Annotated in this window: 20 protein-coding genes; 17 read left to right on the top strand and 3 right to left on the bottom strand. The window is 64.4% G+C overall.

What is annotated here, in order from left to right:
* The first annotated feature begins 47 nt into the window (after positions 1-47).
* Positions 48-611 carry a DUF2155 domain-containing protein gene (locus ACSLUQ_RS06100; protein WP_417773363.1) on the top strand — a complete coding sequence of 188 codons (564 nt, stop codon included), beginning with the start codon at positions 48-50 and terminating at the stop codon, positions 609-611.
* On the opposite strand, the gene ACSLUQ_RS06105 is transcribed toward ACSLUQ_RS06100, so the two are convergent.
* Positions 583-1,707 carry an alpha/beta hydrolase family protein gene (locus ACSLUQ_RS06105; protein WP_461807980.1) on the bottom strand — a complete coding sequence of 375 codons (1,125 nt, stop codon included), beginning with the start codon at positions 1,705-1,707 and terminating at the stop codon, positions 583-585. The genes ACSLUQ_RS06100 and ACSLUQ_RS06105 overlap by 29 nt on opposite strands.
* Before the next feature lie 86 nt (positions 1,708-1,793).
* Positions 1,794-2,693, bottom strand: a complete 900-nt coding sequence (locus tag ACSLUQ_RS06110; RefSeq protein ID WP_417773199.1) for an ATP-binding protein — start codon at positions 2,691-2,693, stop codon at positions 1,794-1,796.
* A 269-nt stretch (positions 2,694-2,962) separates the two neighbouring features.
* On the opposite strand from ACSLUQ_RS06110, the gene yajC reads away from it, so the two are divergent.
* The 6 genes from yajC (at position 2,963) to ACSLUQ_RS06140 (ending at position 9,353) form a co-directional block, all read left to right on the top strand.
* Positions 2,963-3,298 (top strand): preprotein translocase subunit YajC, encoded by a 336-nt coding sequence (gene yajC / locus ACSLUQ_RS06115; protein ID WP_417773200.1) that lies wholly within the window; start codon positions 2,963-2,965, stop codon positions 3,296-3,298.
* A gap of 72 nt (positions 3,299-3,370) precedes the next feature.
* Entirely contained in the window at positions 3,371-4,981 is a 1,611-nt protein-coding gene (gene secD, locus ACSLUQ_RS06120; protein ID WP_417773201.1) for a protein translocase subunit SecD, read from the top strand.
* 16 nt (positions 4,982-4,997) lie between these two features.
* Positions 4,998-5,963 (top strand): protein translocase subunit SecF, encoded by a 966-nt coding sequence (gene secF, locus ACSLUQ_RS06125; protein ID WP_417773202.1) that lies wholly within the window; start codon positions 4,998-5,000, stop codon positions 5,961-5,963.
* Positions 5,964-6,021: 58 nt separating this feature from the next.
* Positions 6,022-6,420: an Mth938-like domain-containing protein gene (locus tag ACSLUQ_RS06130; RefSeq protein WP_417773203.1), complete on the top strand. Its 399-nt coding sequence runs from the start codon at positions 6,022-6,024 to the stop codon at positions 6,418-6,420.
* 27 nt (positions 6,421-6,447) lie between these two features.
* Positions 6,448-7,320, top strand: coding sequence for a phytoene/squalene synthase family protein (locus tag ACSLUQ_RS06135; protein WP_461807981.1), 873 nt, complete (start codon positions 6,448-6,450; stop codon positions 7,318-7,320).
* Between the two features lie 104 nt (positions 7,321-7,424).
* Entirely contained in the window at positions 7,425-9,353 is a 1,929-nt protein-coding gene (locus ACSLUQ_RS06140) for a mechanosensitive ion channel family protein (protein WP_461807982.1), read from the top strand.
* A 125-nt stretch (positions 9,354-9,478) separates the two neighbouring features.
* On the opposite strand, the gene trmFO is transcribed toward ACSLUQ_RS06140, so the two are convergent.
* Positions 9,479-10,894 (bottom strand): methylenetetrahydrofolate--tRNA-(uracil(54)-C(5))-methyltransferase (FADH(2)-oxidizing) TrmFO, encoded by a 1,416-nt coding sequence (gene trmFO, locus ACSLUQ_RS06145; protein WP_417773206.1) that lies wholly within the window; start codon positions 10,892-10,894, stop codon positions 9,479-9,481.
* Between the two features lie 183 nt (positions 10,895-11,077).
* Between trmFO and ACSLUQ_RS06150 the strand changes: the two genes are divergently transcribed.
* The 10 genes from ACSLUQ_RS06150 to ACSLUQ_RS06195 all read left to right on the top strand — a co-directional run bounded on the left by ACSLUQ_RS06150 (position 11,078) and on the right by ACSLUQ_RS06195 (position 24,278).
* Positions 11,078-11,704, top strand: a complete 627-nt coding sequence (locus ACSLUQ_RS06150) for a hypothetical protein (RefSeq protein WP_461807983.1) — start codon at positions 11,078-11,080, stop codon at positions 11,702-11,704.
* Between the two features lie 655 nt (positions 11,705-12,359).
* Positions 12,360-13,688 carry a proline--tRNA ligase gene (gene proS / locus ACSLUQ_RS06155; RefSeq protein ID WP_461807984.1) on the top strand — a complete coding sequence of 443 codons (1,329 nt, stop codon included), beginning with the start codon at positions 12,360-12,362 and terminating at the stop codon, positions 13,686-13,688.
* A 23-nt stretch (positions 13,689-13,711) separates the two neighbouring features.
* Positions 13,712-15,001, top strand: a complete 1,290-nt coding sequence (locus ACSLUQ_RS06160) for a lipoprotein-releasing ABC transporter permease subunit (protein ID WP_417773209.1) — start codon at positions 13,712-13,714, stop codon at positions 14,999-15,001.
* Between the two features lie 5 nt (positions 15,002-15,006).
* Positions 15,007-15,720: an ABC transporter ATP-binding protein gene (locus ACSLUQ_RS06165; protein WP_417773210.1), complete on the top strand. Its 714-nt coding sequence runs from the start codon at positions 15,007-15,009 to the stop codon at positions 15,718-15,720.
* Positions 15,721-16,320: 600 nt separating this feature from the next.
* Positions 16,321-19,761 carry a DNA polymerase III subunit alpha gene (dnaE, locus tag ACSLUQ_RS06170; RefSeq protein ID WP_461807985.1) on the top strand — a complete coding sequence of 1,147 codons (3,441 nt, stop codon included), beginning with the start codon at positions 16,321-16,323 and terminating at the stop codon, positions 19,759-19,761.
* 255 nt (positions 19,762-20,016) lie between these two features.
* A complete protein-coding gene (rpsB, locus tag ACSLUQ_RS06175) occupies positions 20,017-20,811 on the top strand; it encodes a 30S ribosomal protein S2 (protein ID WP_417773212.1) in 795 nt (264 codons plus the stop codon).
* Between the two features lie 124 nt (positions 20,812-20,935).
* Positions 20,936-21,859, top strand: a complete 924-nt coding sequence (gene tsf / locus ACSLUQ_RS06180; protein WP_417773213.1) for a translation elongation factor Ts — start codon at positions 20,936-20,938, stop codon at positions 21,857-21,859.
* A 142-nt stretch (positions 21,860-22,001) separates the two neighbouring features.
* Positions 22,002-22,721, top strand: a complete 720-nt coding sequence (gene pyrH, locus ACSLUQ_RS06185) for a UMP kinase (RefSeq protein WP_417773214.1) — start codon at positions 22,002-22,004, stop codon at positions 22,719-22,721.
* Between the two features lie 182 nt (positions 22,722-22,903).
* A complete protein-coding gene (frr, locus tag ACSLUQ_RS06190) occupies positions 22,904-23,467 on the top strand; it encodes a ribosome recycling factor (RefSeq protein ID WP_417773215.1) in 564 nt (187 codons plus the stop codon).
* Positions 23,468-23,507: 40 nt separating this feature from the next.
* The gene (locus ACSLUQ_RS06195; protein WP_417773216.1) at positions 23,508-24,278 is read left to right on the top strand and encodes an isoprenyl transferase; all 771 of its coding nucleotides are present in this window, start codon (positions 23,508-23,510) and stop codon (positions 24,276-24,278) included.
* Positions 24,279-24,312: the final 34 nt, after the last annotated feature.

Below are 24,312 nucleotides of genomic sequence, written 5' to 3' on the forward strand. Positions count from 1 at the left end.
GCGCGGGCCCTGTGCCCGTCGCGGACCGAAGAAGGGTGAATTGGATGATGCGAGCTGCGTTTGGGCTGGCTTCCGGCCGGAAGAAGGCGCCCGTGGCGAGACTGGGCCAGACCGCGGTGGCCGCCGCGCTTTCCGCCTGCGTTCTCGTGCCGGGTGTCGCGCGGGCGGAAAGGATCGAGAACCCGGTCGCGGTCTTCTCCGGCCTGGACAAGATCACCGGCCGCATCATCTCCTTCGATGTCTACATCGGCGAGACCGTTCAGTTCGGCGCGCTGCAGGTGACGCCGCGCGAGTGCAACACGCGGCCGCAGACCGAAGCGCCGCAGACGACGGCCTTTGTCGAGGTGGACGAGATCACGCTCAACAATGAGGTGCGGCGGATCTTCACCGGGTGGATGTTTGCCGCGAGCCCCGGTCTGCACGCGGTCGAGAACCCCGTCTATGACGTGTGGTTGACCAACTGCAAGCAGTCCTCGACCGTCGCCCCGCCGGACAACTACAGCGGCCCACCGATCTCCGCCGATGCGGCCGCCGGGGAGGACCCGCTTGCCGGCACTGCGCCGAGCATCGGAGCCGACAGCGTCACGCCGCGGATGAAGCCGCCGCAGTGAGGCCGGCGCGGGGCTTGTCGTCCTGTCCCACCACAGCGTGGAGCCAGTCCGTTATCGTCTTCACCGCCCCGTCGGCATAGGCACGGCGCCCGAGCAGGACGAACGCTGCCCTGGTGTACCAGGGCCATTGCTCCGCAAGCTGGTGGTTGAAGAGGCCATCGCGCAAGAGACTGTGCGTGGCTGAGGGGATGACCGTGACCCGGTTTGCGGGATTGTTCGCCAGAACGAGGCGGCGGGCGTCATCGGCATTGGCCCGCGCGTCCACGTTGAGATCCTCCGCGCCCCAGAGCGCCAGATACGGCCGGCCGACACGCGCAAGGTCTGCGCTTGCGTTGGACGACAGGTTCCGCCGGACGAACTCCAGGCGGTGGGGCGGTATCCCAAGATCGTGGGCCGCGGCCGTGCTCTCCAGGCGTCCGGCGTCGACGTCGGCGAAGATGCGTTCCTCGGTCTGGCGCCTGCTTGCGATATGCTCCGCGATGCGCTCCGGCGACCAGCCTTCCGCCTGAAGCCGGCGCCGGGTGAAATAGGCGCCCTGACGTTGCCAGTCGAGGGCGGCGCCGATGCTGACGATGAAGGCGATCTCCGCAGCCGCAGGCCCGCCGCCCACCTTCGGCAAAACCCATCCTGCCTGCGAGAAGCCCAGCAGCCCGATCCGCCCGCGTGCCTGCGGATAGTCGCGCAGCACGGCCCGCAGCGCTGCTTCCGCCTCGCTGGCGCGGTCGTCCATCGACTGGTCCAGCCAGTTGCCCTGGCTTTTTCCCACCCCCGGTTTGTCCCAGCTGTAGACGGCGATGCCGCTGTCGAGCAGGGCGTTCATCAACGGCAGGTAGCCGCCGGCGGACACGCGGTCCTGCGGGCCGTCGCCATGGACAAGCAGGGCGACGGCGGCGGGCGCTTGTGGAGCGTCGGGCAGGAACAGCGTCCCGGACAGGCGGGAGGAGGGCGTGTCGAAAGAAATTTCCCGCGTTGCCCGCGCGTCGAGATCGAAGTCCGACAGCCCGGGAAGGATGAGGAAAAGCCCCAGGGCAAGGACGGCGGCGACAACTGCCGCGCCGAGCAAGATGCGGGAAATCCCGCGGCGTTCACGGGTCATGCCGTCCCTTTCTTCGTGTCGAACAGAAGGGGCATGTGGCCGCGCGGCGCTCAGGGATCAACCTGCGCGCGGAAATCACTGTGTGATCACGCGCCGAGATTGCGCTCCAGACGGCCGGCCAGGTCCTGGATGAACTGGAAGGCGACACGGCCCGAGCGGCTGCCTCGCGTCGTCGACCATTCGAGCGCCTCGGCGCGCAGGCGGGCGGGATCGTAGGCGAGGCCATAGTGGGCGACGTAGCCCTCGATCATGGCGAGATACTCATCCTGGCTGCATTTGTGGAAGCCGAGCCACAGGCCGAATCGATCCGACAGCGACACCTTCTCCTCGACCGCTTCGCCTGGATTGATCGCCGTCGAACTTTCGTTCTCGATCATGTCGCGCGGCAGCAGATGGCGCCTGTTGGAGGTGGCGTAGAAGAGAACCGTCGCCGGGCGTCCTTCAATGCCGCCGTCGAGCGCGGCCTTGAGCGACTTGTAGGAGGCATCGCCCGAGTCGAAACTCAGGTCGTCGCAAAAGACGATCGTTCGGTGGCCGCTGGCCCGCACGATCCGCATCAGCGTCGGCAGGCTTTCGATATCCTCCCGGTGGATCTCCACGAGCTTGAGGCGTTCCCGGCTTCCCGACGCCTCGAGATCGGCATTGATGCGGGCGTGGGCGGCCTTGACCAACGACGACTTGCCCATGCCGCGCGCGCCCCACAGGAGAACGTTGTTGGCGGCGAACCCTCTGGCGAAGCGGGTGGTGTTGGCGACAAGCTGGTCGCGGGCGCGTTCGACACCCTGCAGCAGGGCGATGTCGACGCGGTTGACCCGCTCGACCGCTTCCAGCTCCGATGAACCGGCGTTCCAGACGAAGGCATCGGCGGCCTCGAAGTCGGTTTTGCGCGGCTCCGCCGGCACGGCGCGGGCGATCAACTCGATAAGGGTGTCGAGACGCCGTGCGATTGTGTCGAGGTCGCCCTTGTGCAGGTTCGATTGATCCATATCTACGCCATGCCTGGTAAGTGCTTTGGGAAGGGGGAGGGATTGCGTGCAACGCGATGCCCCGAATGGCTTCCCTAGCATGACCGAGCGTGTGGCCAAAGCGCGCATTCCGCGTGTGCCGCGAAGCTCCGGTTCGCCTTGCAAAGACGGGCGCGGCTTGTATAGTCCGCGCGACTTTGGTTCATGCGCCGGAATGGGGCAGTCGCGACGGCAAAAGCCGTACCGCCACCCTCCGTTCTCGAGAAACGCGCCTTGCACAGGAGATGCCTATGCTGATTACACCCGCTTTCGCGCAAGGTGCCGGAGCCGCCGGCGGCGTTGGGATGCTTGTCCAGTTCCTTCCGTTCGTCCTGATCTTCGTGATCATGTGGTTCCTGATCATCCGCCCGCAGCGCCAGCGGATGAAGCAGCATCAGGAGCTGGTCTCCAATCTGCGCCGTGGCGACACGGTGGTCACCTCCGGCGGCCTGATCGGCAAGATCGCCAAGGTCGTCGACGAGGGTGAAGTCCAGGTCGAGATCTCCGAGGGCGTCAAGATCCGCGTCGTCCGCTCGATGATCACGGAAGTCCGCTCGAAGACCGAGCCGGTCAAGGAAAACGGCTAAGCGCCGCCCGATCTTCTTTTCTTTTCCCGCGCGGCCCCTGGGGCCGCGCGGAACACCGGAAACGGCATCGCCATGCTCTATTTCGCGCGCTGGAAGATCGTTCTGATCGTCCTCGTCATCCTCGCCGGGGCAATCTCCACCCTGCCGAACTTCCTGTCGCCGGCCACGCTGGCTTCGCTGCCGAACTGGATGCCCAAGCGGCAGATCGTTCTCGGTCTGGATCTTCAGGGCGGTGCCTACCTGCTCTACGAGATCGACCGGACCGACTACATCCAGAAGCGGCTGAAGACGCTCGAGGGCGAGGTTCGCCAGCGCCTTCGCGAGGACCAGCGCATCGGCTACACCGGCCTCGGCGTGCAGGGGCAGACGGTGCAGGTTCGCATTCGCGATCTTTCCCGCCTCGAGGATGCGCGCAAGCGGCTGTCGGAGCTGACCAATCCGCTGAATAACTCGGTCTTCGGCGGCGCCGCGGTGAATGAGTTTCAGATTGCGGTTGCCGATGACGGCCTGATTCGCTTCTCCTTCACCGATGCCGGCCTGACCCAGCGCCTCAACTCGGTGGTTCAGCAGTCGATCGAGGTCATCCGGCTTCGTCTCGACGAGTTCGGCACGACCGAACCCAGCATCCAGCGCCAGGGCGACGACCGCATTCTGGTGGAGGCGCCGGGCGAGGGCGATCCGCAGCGCCTCAAGGATCTGGTCGGCCAGACCGCGCAGCTCACCTTCCATCTCGTCAACCAGTCCATGTCGGCTGAACAGGCGCTTTCCTCGCGCCCGCCGGCTGGAACGGTTGTGATGTACTCCGGTGACGATCCCCCGCTGCCCTACCTGCTCGACGAGGCTCCGCTGCTGACGGGCGAGGACCTTCGCGGCGCTCAGGTGTCCTTCGATTCCAATACCAACGAGCCTGTGGTGAACTTCCAGTTCAACACCTCCGGCGCGCGGACCTTCTCCGTCGTCACACAGCGCAATGTCGGACGTCCGTTCGCCATCGTTCTCGACAACGAGGTGATTTCCGCTCCGGTCATCCGCGAGCCGATCACCGGCGGCTCGGGCCAGATCTCGGGCAGCTTCACCGTCGAAAGCGCCAATGATCTTGCCGTGCTCCTGCGCGCCGGCGCGCTGCCGGCCAAGCTCACCGTCGTCGAGGAGCGTTCCATCGGTCCGGGCCTCGGCCAGGATTCGGTCGACGCCGGACAGCTTGCGTCCTTCATCGGCGCAGGGCTCGTCGTGGTCTTCATGATCCTGACCTATGGGCGCTTCGGTGTTATCGCCGACGTGGCGCTTGCGGTGAACGTGCTTCTCGTCTTCGGGGCGCTGACCTTCCTGCAGGCGACGCTGACGTTGCCCGGCATCGCTGGCATCGTGCTGACCATCGGCATGGCGGTCGACGCCAACGTGCTGATCTTCGAGCGCATACGCGAGGAGGCCAGGGCAGGGCGCTCGGCGATCAGCGCCATCGACGCGGGCTACTCCCGCGCACTCGGCACCATCCTCGATGCGAACGTCACCACACTGATCGCAGCGCTGATCCTCTTCAATCTGGGTTCGGGTCCGATCCGCGGCTTTGCCGTGACGCTTGCGATCGGTATCTTCACGACCGTCTTCACCGCCTTCACCGTGTCGCGCCTGTTGGTCGCGCTGTGGGTGCGTCGGAAGCGGCCGAGCCATCTGACGCTCTGACCCGGGGACCAAGCTCATGTTGCTCAAACTCATCCCCGACGACACCAAGTTCCGCTTCATGCGGTTCCGTCGCCTGTCGTTTCCCGCCTCGGCGGTGCTGTTCGTCGCTTCGATCGCTTTGTTTTTCTCGGTCGGGCTGAACTTCGGCATCGATTTCAAGGGCGGCACGGTCTTCGAGATAAAGACCATGGAGTCGCCAGCGGACGTCGCCGGCATCCGCGCCCAGCTCGGCACGCTCAACCTGGGCGACGTGCAGGTGCAGCAGTTTGGCGCACCTGACGAGGTCCTGGTGCGTGTTCAGCAGCCCGAAGGCGGTGAACTGGAACAGCAAGCGGTCGTGCAGACCGTGCGCGAGACCTTCGGCGAGAGCGTCGAGTTCCGGCGTGTCGAGGTTGTCGGGCCGCGTGTCTCCGGTGAGCTTGCGACCGACGGTTTTCTGGCCGTCGTCGCCTCTCTGGTGGTGATCCTGTTCTACATCTGGTTCCGCTTCGAGTGGCATTTCGCCGTCGGCGCGATCCTGACGACGATCAACGATATCGTGCTGACGCTCGGATTGTTCGTGGTGCTGCAACTCGAGTTTTCATTGTCGAGTATCGCGGCGGTGCTGACGATCATCGGCTATTCGCTGAACGATACAGTCGTCGTTTATGATCGAATCCGCGAGAATCTTCGACGTTACAAGAAGATGCCGCTGCCCGACCTGCTCGACCGCACGATCAACGAGACGTTGTCGCGTACCGTGATGACGTCTCTGACGACGCTGCTGGCGCTGGTGGCTCTCTATGCCTTCGGCGGTGAGGTCATTCGCTCGTTCACGCTTGCCATGATCTTTGGTGTGGTGATTGGCACCTATTCGTCGATCTTCCTGGCTGCTCCGTTCCTGATTTCGCTGAACCTCAGGCCTTCGGCCGTGACCGGGGGCGATGGCGATGACAAGGGCACGGCCGAAGCCAAGGGCGGCGACGGCGCGGCAAAGGCCTGACAAGGCCGGAGGGAGGACGCGGGGGCGCACCCCGCATCCTCCAGCCAGAGGGAGCGACATGGCACGGCGCGGTGAAGGCATCGTCATTCGGGACGCCCATTTTCCAGGGCGGGCGCCGGTCGAGGCGTATGGCGACGGCGGCTTCCGCTTCGCCGGCATGTCCCATCGCGGATCGATCCTGTGCATTCCAAGCGGCATCTATGGCTTCGATGCCACGGTTCCCGCCGACCTGACCGTCGCGACACTCGAGAAGATCTTTGACGAGGCGGCGGGCATCGAGGTGCTTCTTCTTGGCATGGGCCGCGATCCCGCGCGCATGGCGCCGGACCTGAAGTCGGCAATGCGCGAGGCGGGCATCATGTCCGATCCCATGTCGACGGGAGCGGCTGTGCGCACCTACAACGTCCTGCTTGCCGAGGACAGGGCCGTCGCGGCGGTGCTGCTTGCGGTGGACTGATCCGCCGATGGCCCTAGGTTCCCCTTCATGACAGCGCCGACCCTGACTGCCGGCGAGCACTGCCTCGCGCTTGTCCGGCAATTCGACTTCGACCGGTATATCTCGCTGCTCCACGTACCGGAGCCCAAGCGATCCGCGCTCGCAGCTCTCTATGCCTTCAACATGGAGATCGCCCGGGCTCGGGAGATCGTTTCCGACCCGATGCCCGGCGAGATCCGGTTCCAGTGGTGGCGCGACGCGCTCGCCGCGGAACCTGGCGGCGATGCCGATCAGCACCCGGTTGCCGGCGCCATTCGCGCGGCCATCGCCACCTACAATCTTCCGCTCGGTGCCTTTCTCGATCTCATCGAGGCGCGGACCTTCGACCTTTACGACGACCCGATGCCGACCATCGGCGATCTTGAGGGATACGCGGGCGAGACCTCTTCCGCGCTGATCCAGCTTGCCGCGATCGTGCTGGCGGACGGCCGCGATCCGGGCACCTCGGAGGCCGCCGGCCATGCCGGTGTCGCCTATGCGCTTGCCGGGCTTGTTCGCGCGCTGCCCTGGCACGCCGCCCGGCGCCAGCTTTACCTGCCGGCCGATCTGCTTGCGCGCCACGAAGTGGAGCCTGAGGACATCTTCTCCGGAAAGGCGACGCCGCAGCTGCGCACGGCTATCTCCGAACTCTGCGACCGGGCGCAGGGGCATCTCCTTCAGACCCGCGCGCGTATCGCCAGCGTGCCGCGCGGCGTCGTGCCCGCGTTCTTGCCGGCCAGTCTTGTGGAGCCGGCGTTACGGCGGGTGGAAAAGGCCGGTTTCGATCCGTTCGGCATGACCGGTGACATCTCGCGGTTGCGCAAGCTCTGGTATGTCTGGCAGGCGGTGCGGCTGGCGCGGAAGCACGCTCCAAGCGACTAGATTAAGACTGGTTTCAATTTTGGTCTCTATGGTCTGGGTGGATTTTATGGATCATTGGGGGCGAAATGACCGGGAACCTGCATCGAAAGCGTGGCGGAATTGACTTGTTCGCAGGCTGCCGAGGTCGCGATCTTGTTCGGCTTTTCTTTGTCGCGGTCGTTGCTTTTCTGACGATTTCGGTTGCCGGTGCCGCAGTTGCCCAGCCGGCGGCGTATGAAAAATTTCTCCAGCCGAGCGTTCTTCTTGGCGGAAAGAGCCTCTCTTCTTCCGATCTCGACAAGGAAATCGAGGGCCGCATTCCCAATCTGCAGGAGTTGCTGCGCGATTATCCGATCGCCCCGCCGGACAGCAAGAGCCCGCGCGCCTCGCTGGAGAGCTTTCTTGTCCTGATGGCGGAGGCCAGCCGGATCTGGATCGCGCTGAGGAATGAATTCCTCGAGGGCGACACCCTGTTTCTGTCGGAGGACCAGAAGCGCCGGCTCGCCATCGTGCAGTTGCTCATCTCCAAGGCAACGGAGCTCTTCGATCTCAGTGATGTGCCTCAGACGGCCCGTGAGAATGTCGGGATCGAAACCGTCCTGCAGTTTCAGGAGATCATCGACCGCATCTACATGCCTTCGCTCGAGGATGTGCCGGGCAAGGCCGCTGGGGCTCCGCAGGACCCCGATTTCGCCGCCACCCTGCCGCAGCGCTGGCGTTTGCCGGGAACGGGCCTCGTCTTTGCCCAGACGGGAACGGAAAAGGGCGACGTGCGCTATCTCGTTTCGAAGGAAACGGTGGCGCGCATCCCGCAAGACTATGCGGCTGTGAGGGTCTTCCCCTCCCATTCGGACAAGGGCGAGGACCTCTACGCCTACTATATCTACACGCCGGGCAATCTCGTGCCGCCGCGCTGGTACGACCTTGTTCTCGAAGGGCCGCAATGGTTGCGCCACGAGTTCCGTGACCAGGCCGTCTGGCAATGGCTGGCGCTGGGTCTGCTGGCGATCCTTTCGATTGTCATTCCGGTGAGCGTGCAGCGCTGGAACAGGTGGCGGGCGGTTCCGCTTTCGGACGTGCGTCGGCGCATGCGGCGCATGCAACTGCCCCTTGTCGTGCTTCTCACCGCGGTCGGCTTCCGGTTCCTGGCCAATGACCAGGTCAACATTACCGGCGTTCCGATGGTCATCGTTGGAACCGTATCGGCCACTGTGCTTTGGGCCAGCGTTTCCTGGTTCTGCTACCAGGCCATCGACCTGCTCGCGAGTTGGGTGATGAAGAACCCCACGGCACCGACGGCGAGTCTCGATTCCAGCCTTCTCCTTTCGGGCTTCCGGTTGATCGGTCTTGCGCTTTCGGTCGTTCTGCTGGGCTATGGCGCAACGCAGATCGGTATCCCGGTCTACGGTGTCATCGCCGGCCTGGGTGTTGGCGGTCTGGCCGTGGCACTCGCGGCCCAGCCGACGCTGGAAAACCTCATCGGCGGCGTCATTCTTTATGCCGACCGCATGGTGCGTGTCGGCGAGTACTGCGAGTTCGAAGGCTTGTCGGGCACGGTGGAGGCAATCGGCATTCGTTCGACGCGTATCCGTGCGCTCGACAGGACGCTGATCACCGTCGCCAATTCCGACCTCGCCAAGCGCAAGATCGTCAACTTCAGCCGGCGCGACCGCTTCCTGCTCAATCATGTCATTAGCCTGCGTCGGGACACCGACGCAGCGGTGCTGCTCAGCATCATCGAGAAGATCCGTCTTTCTCTCGAGGAGAACCCGAAGGTGCTCGATCAGATGGCTCTGCGGGTGACTTTTGTCGGCTTCGGGGACTATTCGCTCAATATCGAACTTTTCACCTACATCTCGACAGCCGACCGGAACGAGTTCCTGAAGATCCAGGAGCAGATTCTGGTGGAGATCACACGGATCGTGCAGCAGGGCGGCTCCAACTTCGCCTTCCCGTCGAACGTCACCTACCTCGGTCGCGATCACGGGTTGCCGCAGCAGGTCGCGGCGGGCGGTGCGGGGCAGGACAACCCCACCGAGGAGGGGGCCTCCTGAGAAGAGGCGAGAGGCCCTGTCGGGTCTCATCTCGCGGAGGACAGAAAAAACGGCGCGCAAGTCATTGCGCGCCGTTTTCCGTTTTCGGGCGCTCCGTCAGAGCGGAGCAGAGCCGGATCGCCAGGTCAGCAGACCGGCTCGTTCGCAAGCGCCAGGGCCACCGAACCCCATTCGCTGAAATCGGCGCGGGCGCGCGAGGTCATGGCGAGTTTCTTGGCCCGCGTCTTGTCCTTGCCCTTGAGACGTTTGCCGTCCGCGTCGGTCTTCGGCGCCTCGATGGGCGGAAACAGGCCGAAGTTGACGTTCATCGGCTGGAACGAGCGCGGGCCGCCATCCTCGCGCAGGATATGGCCGCCGGTGATGTGCTCCAGCAAGGCGCCCATGGCCGTGGTCGGCGGCGGCGGGGCGATGTCGCGGCCAAGTCTCTCGGCCGCGGCGAAGAGGCCGGCCATGCAGCCGACGCTTGCCGATTCCACATAACCTTCGCATCCGGTGATCTGGCCAGCGAAGCGCAGTGCCGGGCGGGCCTTGAGCCGGAAGGACCGGTCGAGCAGCTTGGGCGAGTTCAGGAAGGTGTTGCGGTGCAGGCCGCCAAGCCGGGCGAAAACAGCCTCTTCCATCCCGGGGATGGTGCGGAACACCTCAAGCTGCGCGCCATGCTTCAGCTTCGTCTGGAAACCGACCATGTTGTAGAGCGTGCCGAGCGCATTGTCCTGGCGCAACTGGACCACTGCGTAAGGCTTCTGGTCCGGCTTGTGCGCGTTGGTCAGGCCCATCGGCTTCATCGGTCCGTGGCGCAGGGTCTCGCGTCCGCGTTCAGCCATGACCTCGATTGGCAGGCAACCGTCGAAATAGGGGGTGTTCTCCTCCCATTCCTTGAACTCGGTCTTGGGCGCGGCGATCAGCGCGTCGATGAAGGCGGCGTATTGCTCCTTGTCCATCGGGCAGTTGATGTAGTCCTTGCCGGTTCCGCCCGGTCCGATCTTGTCGTAACGCGACTGGAACCAGCAGGTGTCGAGGTCGATGGAATCGAAATGCAGGATCGGCGCGATGGCGTCGAAGAAGGCGAGGGCGTCCTCGCCTGTCGCCTCGAGGATCGCCTGCGACAGGGCAGGCGAGGTGAGCGGGCCGGTGGCGACGATGACGCTGTCCCAGTCTGCGGGCGGCATGCCGGTGATTTCGCCGCGCTCGATGGTGATGAGCGGATGACCGGTGAGTGCGGCCGTCACCGCCTCGGAGAAGCCGTCGCGGTCCACCGCGAGCGCGCCGCCGGCGGGCACCTGATTGGCGTCGGCAGACTGCATGATCAGCGAGCCGCTGTCGCGCAGCTCGGCATGAAGCAAACCGACGGCATTCTGCTCCGCGTCGTCGGAGCGGAAGGAATTGGAGCAGACGAGTTCAGCCAGGCCGTCTGTCTTGTGCGCATCGGTGTCGCGCACCGGACGCATCTCGTGCAGGACGACGGGAACTCCGCGACGGGCGAGCTGCCAGGCGGCCTCGGAACCGGCGAGGCCGCCGCCGATGACATGAACGGGCTGCATGTTTTCTTCGTCCCTGTCTGTGGCCTTCGTGCTTGCGCGAAAGGCCCTGATCGATCTTGAAGCGGTGACTTAGCGCGTCCTCTTCCGCCTGGCAAACGAACGCGCGATAAGGAGATCCCTTGCAGGCAGGAGACGACAATGATTCGAGACACTGGCGCCGGTAGGGACCGGACAGGCCGTGTGATGTGTCAGGCAAGCAAGCGCACTGGCGGCTTGCTTGCCGTTGCCGCCATGCTGCTGCTTGCCGGCTGCGCCGGGCAGTCGCTCGGCCGGGCTGGCTCCTGGTACGGAGCTCACAATGGCGTCGCGCCGAAGGGAGACCGGATCTATGTCTGCCATGCGTTTGGATGCGCCCGGAAGACGCCGTTCGATTTCTCAGGCAGGCAGCTTGCCGTGATGAAGCGCATGTTTGCCGCCGGCAAGGCCTCGCCGGAGGCCGAACGCAAAGCGGTTGCGCGCGTCATTGCCTGGTCGGAGCAGCAAATCGGCCCGGTCGTCGGATCGAGCAAGGATGTTGGCGGCTACGACCTGCACAATTCCGGCGTACCGGGCCAGATGGACTGTATCGACGAGGCGACCAACACGACCAGCGTTCTGCTGGTTGCCGCCGCGCATGGATATTTGCGCCATCACACGGTCGCCAGTCCCGTGGCGCGCGGCTTCTTTCTCGACGGGCGGTATCCGCATGCCACGGCCGTGCTCAGGGAAAGCGGCAGCGGCAAGGCGTTCTCGATCGATTCCTGGCCGAAGGACAATGGCGAGCCGCCGGTGATCATGCCGCTCGATGCCTGGTTCGAAAGCCGCAGCTGAGCACGGGGCAGATCAGGCTCCGTACTTCGGACACTGTCGTTTTCGACAGTTTTTTTGCCGAAGAGAGTGGCAACTTCGGTTTCGGTTTTTAAAGAACGAAAGCGCCAGGGTAAAAATAACGTAACGGAAGAAATTCGACTGAATCGCTTGGCATAATAGATTCGTCGTTTCGTGGAATATTTTGCGAACGGCTGGGCAATAATACAAAGAAAAAAAGCGAGACCAGAGGTCTCGCTTTTTCAGGTTTCGCGTATCATACCTTCAATCGCCAAGTTCAATTCAAACCTTAACGGCGGGCAGCTGCCTTTCGGCGCGCCATGAAGGTGCTTCCTCCCAAGACTCAGACCGCGATGTCTGTTGTGTGGCTTAGAATATCTTGCGATTTCTTGCCTTCTTATGGAAACGGACCATAAACCAATGTCGTCGGCTTGTCACCATTTTGTGCAAGCGAAGCTCATTTTTTTTGCTTTCGCACTTGCGAGAAATGAGGGATGTCCGTCTGTTGCGCGCGTCGCGAACGCGAATGTTCCTTGCGGGGATGCGCCGGGCCTTGTGTTTTTCCGGCGCATGCGCTTTGACTGCCGAAACCTGCGGCGCCTGGCCGCCGCGCCCTGTCGGACCGTTTCTGTCCGCGCCACCTGTCGAGTGATCCCGAATGCGCCTGTCCCGATATTTCCTGCCGATCCTCAAGGAAACGCCGAAAGAAGCAGAGATCGTCTCGCATCGCCTGATGCTGCGGGCCGGCATGATCCGCCAGGAGACGGCAGGCATCTACGCCTGGCTGCCGATGGGACTTCGTGTGCTGCGCAAGATCGAGCAGATCGTGCGCGAGGAGCAGAATCGCGCCGGCGCGCAGGAACTCCTGATGCCGACGGTGCAGCCGGCGGACCTGTGGCGCGAAAGCGGTCGCTATGATGCCTACGGCAAGGAGATGCTGCGCATCACCGACCGCCATGAGCGCGAGATGCTGTTCGGGCCGACAAACGAGGAGATGATCACCGACATCTTCCGGGCCTCGGTGAAGAGCTACAAGGATCTGCCGCTGAACCTCTACCACATTCAGTGGAAGTTCCGTGACGAGGTGCGCCCCCGCTTCGGCGTCATGCGCGGCCGCGAGTTCCTGATGAAGGACGCCTATTCCTTCGATCTCGACAAGGAAGGCGCGCGCCACGCCTACAACCGCATGTTCGTCGCCTATCTGCGCACCTTCGCGCGCATGGGGCTGAAGGCGATCCCGATGCGGGCCGACACCGGGCCCATCGGCGGTGACATGAGCCACGAATTCATCATTCTCGCATCCACCGGCGAGAGCGAGGTGTTCTGCGACAAGGCGATCCTCGATCTGCCGATCCCCGATGCGGACACCGACTTCACGTCCGACCTGAGCCCGGTCATCGAGTCCTGGACGACGCCTTATGCGGCGACCGACGAAATGCACGACACGGCTGCCTATGACGCCGTGCCCGAGGAGGCGCGCATGTCGGCGCGCGGCATCGAGGTCGGCCACATCTTCTACTTCGGCACCAAGTATTCCGAGCCCATGGGGGCCAAGGTCGCCGGCCCGGACGGCGCCGACGTGCCAGTGCACATGGGGTCCTACGGCGTTGGCGTGTCGCGGCTTCTGGGAGCGATCATCGAGGCGCATCACGACGAGGCCGGTATCGTCTGGCCGGCGTCCGTCGCACCGTTCCACGTCGGTCTGATCAATCTCAAGCCCGGCGACGCGGAGGCGGACGCCGCTTGCGCGGACCTCGAGCGCCAGCTCTCCGGCGCGGGGCTCGACGTGCTTGTGGATGACGTCGACACGCGTGCGGGCGCCAAGTTCGCCACCATGGACCTCATCGGTCTGCCGTGGCAGCTTATCGTCGGTCCGCGCGGCCTCAAGGACGGCGTCGTGGAGCTCAAGAACCGTGCGTCCGGCGAGCGTGTCACGCTTTCGCCGCAAGAAGCCGTCAATCGGCTTGTGACCGATCTCGGCCAGTGAGTCGGGAGTTTTAGGGAAAAGGCATGAGCGCAGCCGCGAAAGCCACGAAGCAGCCAGGTGACACACGGCCGTTCGCCGCTTTCGAATGGATGCTCGCCGGGCGTTATCTCCGCTCGCGCCGGCGCGAGGCGTTCATTTCGGTCATTGCCGGCTTTTCCTTTCTCGGCATCATGCTTGGCGTGGCGACGCTGATCATCGTCATGGCGGTGATGAATGGCTTTCGCGCCGAACTGCTGACCAAGATCCTCGGCATCAACGGGCATTTGCTCATCCAGCCGATCGGGAGCGAGCTCGACGATTATGATGCGGTGGCGGCTCGAATCGAGAACCTCGAGGGGGTGACCTTCACCATGCCGTTCGTCGAGGGGCAGGCGCTGGTTTCGGGGCCCGCTGGCTCGTTCGGCGCGCTGGTGCGCGGCGTGCGCGGCACGGATCTCGCCAAGCTGCCGCTCGTTGCCGGGAATGTGCGTTCGGGCTCGTTCGAGAATTTTGATCAGAGCGACGGCATTGCCATCGGCACGCGCATGGCGCGCCAGCTCGGTGTCGCCGTCGGCGATATGGTCACCGTCATCATTCCCAAGGGCAATGTCACCGCGCTTGGCGTGACGCCCAGGGTGAAGGGCTATCCGGTGACCGCGATCTTCGAGATCGGCATGTCGGAATATGACAGCACCATAGCCTTCATGCCCTTGTCGCAGGCGCAGCTCTACTTCAATCAGGAAGGCATCGTCACCGGCATCGAGGTCTTTACCGACAATCCCGACAGGGTTGGCGCGCTGCGTCCGCTCATCGAGGAGGGGGCGGGCAGGCAGACCTTCGTCAGCGACTGGCGTGCGCGCAATGTCACCTTTTTCTCGGCGCTGGAGGTGGAGCGGAACGTCATGTTCCTGATCCTCATGCTGATCGTCATCGTCGCCGCGCTGAACATCATTTCCGGCATGACCATGCTGGTGAAGGACAAGGGCCGCGACATCGCGATCCTGCGCACGATGGGTGCGACGCGCGGTGCGATCATGCGCATCTTCGTGATCACCGGCGCCAGCATCGGCATCGTGGGCACGCTCGCCGGTTTCGTGCTTGGCTTTATCGTCTGCCTCAACATCGAGAGCATCCGCCAGGCAATCTCCTGGATGACGCGCACCGAGCTGTTCTCGCCGGAGCTCTATTTCCTGAGCCGGCTTCCGGCGGATATGGATTCCGGAGAGACGGCGACGGTGGTGATCATGGCCATGGTGCTGTCGCTGCTTGCGACGCTCTACCCGGCCTGGCGGGCGGCGAAGCTCGATCCGGTCGAGGCGTTGCGCTACGAATGACCACCATGGCCGCATCGGACATCGACATGGACACGACCGTCGCCCCCCTGCCGCTGGTGCTTGCCGGGATCAGCCGCGGCTTTCGCGAAGGCGAGGGGCGTCTCGACATTCTCTCCAACGCCAACCTCGCTCTGCATCCGGGCGAGGTGGTGGCGCTGGTTGCGCCTTCCGGTGCGGGCAAGTCGACGCTGTTGCAAATCGCCGGCCTGCTGGAGCGCCCGGACAGCGGCGAGATCCATATCGACGGCGTCGAGTGCGGCAGGCTTGCGGATATCGAGCGGACCCGTATCAGGCGCAACAAGATCGGTTTCGTCTATCAGTTCCATCATCTCCTGCCGGAGTTCACGGCGTTGGAGAACCTGATGATGCCGCAGCTCATTCGCGGGCTGGAGAAGTCGGAGGCGCGCCAGCGCGCCGCTCAGCTGCTTGAGTACATGCGGCTTGGCAACCGCGCCGACCATCGCCCCTCGGAGCTTTCCGGCGGCGAGCAGCAGCGGGTGGCCATCGCCCGCGCGGTCGCCAATGCGCCGAGCATTCTTCTCGCCGACGAGCCCACCGGCAATCTCGATCCGGTGACCTCTTCCTATGTGTTCGAAGCGCTTGTCGCGCTGGTCAGGGCCTCCGGGCTCGCGGCGCTGATCGCCACGCACAACATGGAACTCGCCGGCAAGATGGATCGGCGCATCACCCTGCGCGACCAGCAGGTGGTCGAGCTCTGAGCCGGCAGACGCTTCCTCTCCCTTTGTGAGCGCTTGCCCGCCGTTTGCCAGCAGCCGCGAAGCCGGACGCTTGCGGCGCGCTTGTGCTGCTCACCCTCCTTTCTTCCCAGGTGTCTCTGTTTCTTTTGGTTGCCTGTGTTGGCAAGGCAGTGTGCCGCGCGCGGCGGTTGCGGGGCTTTACTCGGCGTTTACCATCCTGACCGTGCCTGAAATTGCGGGTATTGCCAAAAGAACAAATAGTGAACATAATAAACCTCATCGGAACCACGGAACACGGGAGGGCGCCATGTTCACAGAAATTCGAGAGACCGTTCAGGATGTTATCGCTTTCGGAGCGCTTTCGCTCTTCACTGTGACGCTGCTGGTCTGGGGCAATGTCGTGGCTGAACTCCTGGCCGTCTGAAGCCGCCGATGTCCGTTCGGGCAACCGGAGCGGGCGGAGGTCGCGGGTGAAACGATCCCCAGGCGGGGCGTCTTTCTGGGGACCGGCGGGTGCTTTGGCTCGACAGGGGGGCGACGCGGGGGGAAGACTGGCGCTGCGGGCGGGCCTTGTGACAAGGTGCCGTGATCGCGCGAAAACCCAGCATCCCGGTAAGCGCCATGGACGACGTCGGCTTCGTACATCTCAGGACCCATTCCGCCTATTCGCTGCTTGAGGGTGCCTTGCAGCTCGGCCGGCTTCTCGACCTTGCCAAGGCCGACAAGCAACCTGCGATCGCCGTTACCGACACCTCCAATCTTTTCAGCGCGCTCGAGTTCTCCGAGAAGGCCTGGGGCTCCGGCGTGCAGCCGCTCGTCGGCGTACAGATCCCGGTCGACTTCTGCGATGGTGGCGTCAAGCGCGGCCGGGAGACGGTGCACCTGAGCGAGGTCGTGCTGATCGCCGCCGGCGACGAGGGCTACGCCAACCTGATGGATGTGGTGAGCCGCGCCTATCTCGATACAGATCCCTCGACCCGGGCGCATGTCACCGCCGAGCGGCTTTGCGCCCATGCCGAGGGTGTCATCCTGCTCACGGGCGGAGCCGCCGGCCCTGTCGGCCAGGCCATTATCGCCGGAGACACGGACAAGGCGCGGGCGCGGCTCCGTGTGCTTGCCGAGGGCTTCGGCGACCGGCTCTATGTCGAGTTGCAGCGCCACGGTCTGGCAGACGAGGTGGCGTGCGAGCCGGAGATGATCGCGGCCGCCTACGACATGGGCCTGCCGCTCGTCGCGACCAATGAGCCCTTCTTCGCCACCGCCGACGACTACGAGGCGCATGATGCGCTCATCTGTATTTCCGAAAGCCGGGTGATCGCCGAGGATGACCGCCGCAGGCTGACGCCGGAGCATCGGTTCAAGACGCGCGCGGAAATGCTGGAGGTCTTCTCCGATCTGCCAGAGGCGACCGCCAACACGGTGGAGATCGCTCGCCGCTGCCTGACCAGACCGCTCAAGCACAAGCCCATCCTGCCGCAGTTCGCCGGTGCCTCCGCCGACCCGGAAGCCGCTTTCGCCGCTGAGGTGGAGGAGCTGCGCCGGCAGGCGAAGGAGGGGCTCGTGCAGCGGCTCGAGGCGCATGGCCTCGCGCCGGACATGCCGGAAGAGGACTACTGGAAGCGGCTCGACTACGAGCTCGGTATCATCGAGCGTATGCGGTTTCCCGGCTACTTCCTGATCGTTGCCGACTTCATCAAGTGGGCGAAGGCGCATGACATTCCGGTCGGGCCGGGCCGTGGTTCGGGTGCTGGCTCTCTGGTTGCGTGGTCGTTGACGATTACCGATCTAGATCCAATGCGTTATGCGCTTCTCTTCGAGCGATTTCTTAATCCCGAACGCGTGTCGATGCCGGATTTCGACATCGATTTCTGCCAGAACCGGCGCGAAGAGGTGATCCGCTACGTCCAGGACAAATACGGGCGGGCGCAGGTGGCGCAGATCATCACCTTCGGAACACTGCAGGCGCGCGCCGTGCTGCGTGACGTCGGCCGTGTGCTGCAGATGCCTTATGGTCAGGTCGACCGTCTGTCGAAGATGGTGCCGGCGGCTCCGGGCCAGCAGGTGACGCTGGAACAGGCGATCCGCGATGAGCCTCGGTTGCAGGAGGCGCGCGACGATGACGAGACCGTCGCCAAGCTTCTGGAGATGGCGCAGAAGCTCGAGGGGCTCTACCGGCACGCCTCGACGCACGCCGCCGGCGTGGTCATCGGCGACCGGCCGCTCGAGCAGCTCGTGCCGCTCTACCGCGATCCGCGCTCCGACATGCCGGTCGCCCAGTTCAACATGAAGTGGGTGGAGCAGGCCGGTCTGGTGAAGTTCGACTTCCTCGGCCTGAAGACGCTGACGGTGATTGATACAGCGGTGAAGCTGATCGCCGACAAGGGCATCGAGGTCGACATCGCCGGATTGCCGATGGACGACCCGGCGACCTATCGGCTGCTTGCCGCCGGCGAGACCGTGGGCGTGTTCCAGCTTGAAAGCCAGGGCATGCGCCGGGCCATCGCGGGCATGAAGCCGGACCGCTTCGAGGATATCATCGCGCTTGTCGCGCTCTATCGACCCGGCCCGATGGACAACATCCCGGTCTACAATGCGGTCAAGCACGGCGAGCAGGAAGCGGACTATCTGCATCCTCTGCTCGAACCGATCCTGAAGGAGACGAACGGCATCATCGTCTACCAGGAGCAGGTGATGCAGATTGCCCAGGTGCTATCGGGCTACTCGCTCGGCGAAGCCGATCTGCTGCGCCGCGCCATGGGCAAGAAGATCGCCGCGGAGATGGAGGTGCAGCGCGCCCGCTTCGTCGATGGCGCTGTCGAGCGCGGCGTCGACAAGGGGCAGGCGGGCACGATCTTCGACCTCGTTGCGAAGTTCGCCAACTACGGCTTCAACAAGTCGCACGCGGCCGCCTATGCGCTCGTCTCCTATCAGACCGCCTGGCTGAAGGCGAACCATCCGGTGGAGTTCATGGCGGCTTCCATGACGCTGGATCTCGGCAATACCGACAAGCTGTCGGACTTCTGCGTCGAGGCCAAGCGCATGCGCATTCCGGTGCGCCCGCCCTGCGTCAACCGCTCGGGCGTGCATTTCACCGTCGAGGGCAATGCAATCCGCTATGCCATGGGGGCGATCAAGGGAGTGGGCGAGGGGGCGGTCGAGCACATCATCGAGATGCGCGGCGACCGGCCTTTCCGGACCCTTGGCGATTTCGCCGGCCGTGTGAGCGCCAAGCAGCTCAACAAGCGGATCCTGGAAAGCCTGATCAATGCCGGCGCGTTCGATGTACTCGAGCAGGTACGGGCCCGGCTTTCGGCCGGCATCGAGCGAATCGTCGGTGTGTCGCAACGCACCGAGGAACAGGCCCTGAGCGGTCAGAACGACATGTTCGGCGGCGGCGCGGAAGGCGAGACGGTGCATCTGCCGGACGCCGAGCCGTGGCTGGCTGAGGAGCAGCTGCAGCGGGAGCAGGGCGCCATCGGCTTCTATCTGTCCGCCCATCCGCTCGATTCCTACCTGCCGCTGCTGAAGCGAATGCGGGTGCAGATGTGGAGCGAGTTCGCCCAGGCGGTGAAGCAGGGAGCAAGCGCCGGCCGCCTTGCGGGAACCGTTCTGGCGCGCCAGGAGCGCAAGACCCGCTCCGGTAACCGCATGGGCATCGTGCGGCTTTCCGACCCGACGGGCCAGTATGAGGCGCTGCTGTTTTCCGAGGCGTTGGCCCAGTTTCGCGACGCGGTCGAGCCGGGGCGTTCCGTGGTGCTGCTTGTAGGAGCGGACATGCGCGACGACGAGCCGAGCCTGCGCATCCAGTCGGTTCGCCCGCTGGAGGACGAGGCGGCGCGCGTGCAGCAGAACCTCACCGTGTTCCTGCGCGATCCGGATGCCGCCCGGCGGTTGCCCCGACATCTCGGCGAGCGCGGCGAGGGAGAGGTGAGCGTCGTGGTGCTTCTCGACAATGGCGGACGTGAAGTCGAGGTGAAGCTGCCAGGCGGCTACCGGCTCTCGCCACAGATTGCCGGCGCCATGAAAACGATTCCCGGCGTGGTCGAGGTGCAGCTTTCCTGACCTTACGTCAGACTGTTTGGGGCGACGCTTGCGGGCGCTGGCGGGGTTTTCACCGTCCGCAGATGGATGGAATTGTGCGTTTGTGCGATTTGGGAGGGCCTGCGGGCTTGTCTTGAGCCGTGCGCGAGATTATAACGCGCGCATTCCACACGCAGGGTCGGTTTTCGTCACGGACGGGGTCCATCCGGTGTCGACGCGCGAGCGAAGGCACGCCCTGCGGAGGTACAACCGGAAAATCTAAGGAGAAGCAAGGCCATGGCCCTGCCCGATTTCACTATGCGCCAGCTGCTGGAAGCCGGTGTCCACTTCGGTCACCAGAAGCACCGCTGGAATCCGAAGATGGGTCCCTACATCTTCGGCGTTCGCAACAACATCCACATTCTCGACCTGGCTCAGACCGTTCCGCTCCTGCATCAGGCGCTGAAGGTTGTGTCCGACAAGGTCGCCCAGGGCGGGCGCGTTCTCATCGTCGGCACCAAGCGCCAGGCGCAGGAGCCGGTCGCCGAGGCAGCTCGCCGTTCGGCCCAGTACCACGTCAACGCCCGTTGGCTTGGTGGCATGCTGACCAACTGGAAGACCATCTCCCAGTCGATCCAGCGCCTGCGCAAGGTCGAAGAGACGCTGAGCAGCCCGAGCGGCCTGACCAAGAAGGAGCGTCTGTTCCTTGATCGCGAGCGCGAGAAGCTCGAGCGTAACCTTGGCGGCATCAAGGACATGGGCGGTCTTCCGGACCTGATCTTCGTGATCGACACGAATCGCGAGGCCATCGCGATCCAGGAAGCCCGTCGCCTGGGCATTCCGGTCGCCGCTATCGTCGACAGCAACTGCGATCCCGACGGCATCGACTACCCGGTTCCGGGCAATGACGACGCCGGCCGTGCCATCGGCCTCTACTGCGACCTGATCGCACGCGCCGCCATCGACGGCATTTCCCGCGCCCAGGGTGGCATGGGCATCGACGTCGGTTCGGCCGAGGAAGCGCCGGTCGAGCCGGTTCTGGCCGCCGAGGAAGGCGTTGCCGAGGACGCCCCGGCAGCAGCGGTCGAATGACCTGATACGGCTCCGGCGGCCCTCGTGGCCGCCGGTTGCCGTTCTGTCGTACGTCTTTGTCATAAACCTTACGTGAGGCCTCGGCTAAGCCTGCCGGGGTGAACACCCGTCAACGAGGCGACTAATGAGCATTTCCGCTGCAATGGTGAAAGAGCTCCGCGAGAAGACCGGCGCGGGCATGATGGACTGCAAGGCAGCCCTGACCGAGAACAACGGCGACATGGAAGCGGCCATCGACTGGCTGCGTACCAAGGGTCTCGCCAAGGCCGCCAAGAAGGCCGACCGCGTTGCGTCCGAAGGTCTGGTCGGCGTCGCATCCGAGGGCACGAAGGCTGCCGTCGTCGAGCTGAACTCCGAGACCGACTTCGTGGCACGCAACGACGGCTTCCAGGCCCTCGTTTCCGGCACCTCCAAGGCTGCCCTGTCCGCCGATGGCGACGTCGAGGCTCTTGGCAACGCCACCTTCCCGGGCTCCGACAAGTCCGTCAGCGACACCATCAAGGACTCGATCGCAACGATCGGCGAGAACATGTCGCTGCGTCGCACCGCCGTCGTTTCCGTCTCCAAGGGCGCGGTCGCGACCTACGTCCATGGCGCCATCTCCGATGGTCTCGGCAAGATCGGCGTTCTGGTCGGCCTCGAGACCGAGGGCGACGCCGAGGCGGTGACCGCATTCGGCCGCAAGATCGCGATGCACGTTGCCGCGACCAACCCGCTGTCGCTCGGCGTCGAGGATCTCGATCCGGCCGTCGTCGACCGCGAGCGCCAGATCTTTTCCGAGCAGGCGCGCGAGTCGGGCAAGCCGGAAAACATCATCGAGAAGATGGTCGAGGGCCGTCTGCGCAAGTTCTATGAGGAAGTGACGCTGACCAAGCAGTCCTTCGTCATCGATCCGGACAAGACCGTCGAGCAGGCTGTCGAGGCGTTCGGCAAGGAAATCGGCTCTCCGGTCAAGCTCACCGGCTTCGTTCGCTTCGCCCTTGGCGAAGGGATCGAGAAGGAAGAGACGGACTTCGCGGCGGAAGTCGCGGCAGCGGTAGGCAACTGAGCCGCAAGCAACAAGGCGCCGGTCAAACCGGCGCCTTTTTTCTGTGCACTGACGGTCGCGGGAAACGACGTCGCGACCGTGCGGGTCAACGTGAGCGCATGCGCTCCGGCGTCACCCGGAAAACCATAACGACGAGAAAAAAATGTCGAGAAAACTTCGCTGGCGGCGCGTGCTCGTAAAACTCTCGGGCGAGGCGCTGATGGGATCGCAGGACTTCGGGATCGATCCGGAGACCGTCGACCGGGTGGCCAAGGAAATCGCCGAGGCGGTCAGCCTGGGAGCCCAGGTCGGGGTCGTCGTCGGCGGCGGTAACATCTTTCGCGGCGTTGCCGTGGCCGCCAAGGGCGGCAATCGGGTCACCGGCGACCACATGGGCATGCTCGCCACCGTCATGAACTCCCTGACACTGGCCGACGCACTGCGCCGTCTTGGCGTTCCTGCGCGCGTCCTGTCCGCCGTTCCGGTTCCCTCCATCTGCGAGACCTTCACCCAGCGTAGCGCCGAGCGCTACATGGAGGACGGCGACGTCATCGTCTTTGCGGGTGGCACGGGCAATCCGTTCTTCACCACCGACAGCGGCGCTGCGCTGCGCGCGGCCGAAATGCGGTGCGACGCCTTCCTCAAGGGGACCAGCGTCGATGGCGTCTACTCTGCCGATCCCAAGCAGGTGCCCGATGCGGAGCGTTACGACACGCTGACGCCGGGCGAGGTTCTGGGTCGCGACCTAAAGGTGATGGACGCAACGGCGATCGCCCTTGCGCGCGACAACCGTATTCCGGTCATCGTGTTCTCGATCCGCACGCCGGGCGCGCTGGTCGACGTCATGAACGGCGCGGGACTGTACACCGTCATCTCGGACTGATCCGGCGCGCCGGCGGCGGGTGCGCTTCACCGCGCCCCGCAATCCGGTGTTTCAAGCGCGTCATCCCATGGTGCGTGGCTGGAAGCGCTTGCGTTTCCCCTGTCCGTCATGGAAATAAGACGCACAAAGACCGTTCCCCATGCGGGGGCGGTCAAAACGCCAGTGCAAGCGGAGACATGGATATGGCCGACCAGGATGTGGACTACGCGGATCTCGAGCGTCGCATGACGGGCGCGCTCAATTCGCTGAAGAGCGATCTGGGTGGGCTGCGCACGGGCCGGGCTTCGTCCACGATGCTCGATCCGGTCACGGTCGAGGCCTATGGCTCGCAGATGCCGCTCAACCAGGTCGCGACCGTCAGCGTGCCGGAGCCGCGCATGATTTCGGTCGCCGTGTGGGACAAGACCATGGTTGGCAAGGTCGAGCGCGCCATCCGCGATTCGAACCTGGGCCTCAACCCGGTCGTCGACGGCATGACACTGCGCCTACCCATTCCCGAGCTCAACGAAGAGCGCCGCAAGGACCTGATCAAGCTCGCTCACAAATATGCCGAGCAGGCCAAGGTCGCCGTGCGCCACGTCCGCCGTGATGGCATGGACACGCTGAAGAAGCTCGAGAAGGATGGCGACATTGGCGAGGATCAGAGCCGCGTTTCGGCCGACCGCGTTCAGAAGATGACGGACGAGATGATCTCCGAGATCGATTCGACCCTCGCCAAGAAGGAACAGGAAATCTCCCAGGTCTGACGCGAGACCGGGAGGAGGGACTTTGGGACAGGAGCATCCGATGACGGTGACGGCAGACCTCGACGTCTCCGCTGAGGCGGAGGCGGGCGCGCGCGACGGGGTGCCGCGACACGTTGCCGTGATCATGGATGGCAATGGACGGTGGGCCGTGTCACGCGGCCTGCCGCGCACCGAGGGGCACCGGGCCGGGGTTGCCGCACTTCGGCGCACCGTCGGCCATTGCGCCGCGCGCGGCGTCAAGGTTCTGACGATCTTCTCTTTCTCCTCCGAGAACTGGAACCGTCCGGCCGCCGAAGTCGGCTTCCTGATGAACCTGCTTGAGCGGTTCGTCCGCCGGGATATCGCGGAGCTTCACCGCCAGAACGTGCGGGTCTCGATGATCGGCGAGCGCCACGGCCTCGACCGCTCCATCCTCGGTCTCATCGAGGAAGGCGAGGCGCTGACGCGCGACAACACGGGCATGCGTCTCGTCGTTGCCTTCAACTACGGCGGGCGCAACGAGATCGCCCGGGCGGCGCGCAAGCTTGCCGAGGAGGTCGCCGCCGGCCGTCTTTCGCCCGAGGATGTGGACGAAGAATGCCTGGCGGGCGGTCTCGACACCGCCGATCTTCCCGATCCCGACCTCATCATCCGCACGAGCGGGGAACAGCGTCTTTCGAATTTTCTGCTCTGGCAGGCGGCCTATGCCGAGTTCTATTTCTCGGAATTGCATTGGCCCGATTTCGACGAAACGGCGCTCGATCGCGCCTTTGCCGCCTATGCGGCGCGCGACAGGCGTTTCGGCGGGCTTTCCGCGAAAGTGGCAAGATGACGGGCGATGCCGGAGGGGGGGATCCGGGCCCTCG

Source organism: Stappia sp. ICDLI1TA098, assembly GCF_054880955.1.

Excerpts from the sequence above, each read along its gene's own strand:
- ACSLUQ_RS06195 (WP_417773216.1), top strand. The coding sequence starts at position 23,508 with ATGACGGTGACGGCAGACCTCGACGTCTCCGCTGAGGCGGAGGCGGGC.
- ACSLUQ_RS06105 (WP_461807980.1), bottom strand. The coding sequence starts at position 1,707 with ATGACCCGTGAACGCCGCGGGATTTCCCGCATCTTGCTCGGCGCGGCA.
- secD (WP_417773201.1), top strand. The coding sequence starts at position 3,371 with ATGCTCTATTTCGCGCGCTGGAAGATCGTTCTGATCGTCCTCGTCATC.
- secF (WP_417773202.1), top strand. The coding sequence starts at position 4,998 with ATGTTGCTCAAACTCATCCCCGACGACACCAAGTTCCGCTTCATGCGG.
- tsf (WP_417773213.1), top strand. The coding sequence starts at position 20,936 with ATGAGCATTTCCGCTGCAATGGTGAAAGAGCTCCGCGAGAAGACCGGC.
- trmFO (WP_417773206.1), bottom strand. The coding sequence starts at position 10,894 with ATGCAGCCCGTTCATGTCATCGGCGGCGGCCTCGCCGGTTCCGAGGCC.
- ACSLUQ_RS06135 (WP_461807981.1), top strand. The coding sequence starts at position 6,448 with ATGACAGCGCCGACCCTGACTGCCGGCGAGCACTGCCTCGCGCTTGTC.
- ACSLUQ_RS06100 (WP_417773363.1), top strand. The coding sequence starts at position 48 with ATGCGAGCTGCGTTTGGGCTGGCTTCCGGCCGGAAGAAGGCGCCCGTG.
- dnaE (WP_461807985.1), top strand. The coding sequence starts at position 16,321 with ATGGACGACGTCGGCTTCGTACATCTCAGGACCCATTCCGCCTATTCG.
- ACSLUQ_RS06130 (WP_417773203.1), top strand. The coding sequence starts at position 6,022 with ATGGCACGGCGCGGTGAAGGCATCGTCATTCGGGACGCCCATTTTCCA.
- proS (WP_461807984.1), top strand. The coding sequence starts at position 12,360 with ATGCGCCTGTCCCGATATTTCCTGCCGATCCTCAAGGAAACGCCGAAA.
- frr (WP_417773215.1), top strand. The coding sequence starts at position 22,904 with ATGGCCGACCAGGATGTGGACTACGCGGATCTCGAGCGTCGCATGACG.
- ACSLUQ_RS06150 (WP_461807983.1), top strand. The coding sequence starts at position 11,078 with ATGTGTCAGGCAAGCAAGCGCACTGGCGGCTTGCTTGCCGTTGCCGCC.
- pyrH (WP_417773214.1), top strand. The coding sequence starts at position 22,002 with ATGTCGAGAAAACTTCGCTGGCGGCGCGTGCTCGTAAAACTCTCGGGC.
- yajC (WP_417773200.1), top strand. The coding sequence starts at position 2,963 with ATGCTGATTACACCCGCTTTCGCGCAAGGTGCCGGAGCCGCCGGCGGC.
- rpsB (WP_417773212.1), top strand. The coding sequence starts at position 20,017 with ATGGCCCTGCCCGATTTCACTATGCGCCAGCTGCTGGAAGCCGGTGTC.
- ACSLUQ_RS06110 (WP_417773199.1), bottom strand. The coding sequence starts at position 2,693 with ATGGATCAATCGAACCTGCACAAGGGCGACCTCGACACAATCGCACGG.
- ACSLUQ_RS06160 (WP_417773209.1), top strand. The coding sequence starts at position 13,712 with ATGAGCGCAGCCGCGAAAGCCACGAAGCAGCCAGGTGACACACGGCCG.
- ACSLUQ_RS06165 (WP_417773210.1), top strand. The coding sequence starts at position 15,007 with ATGGCCGCATCGGACATCGACATGGACACGACCGTCGCCCCCCTGCCG.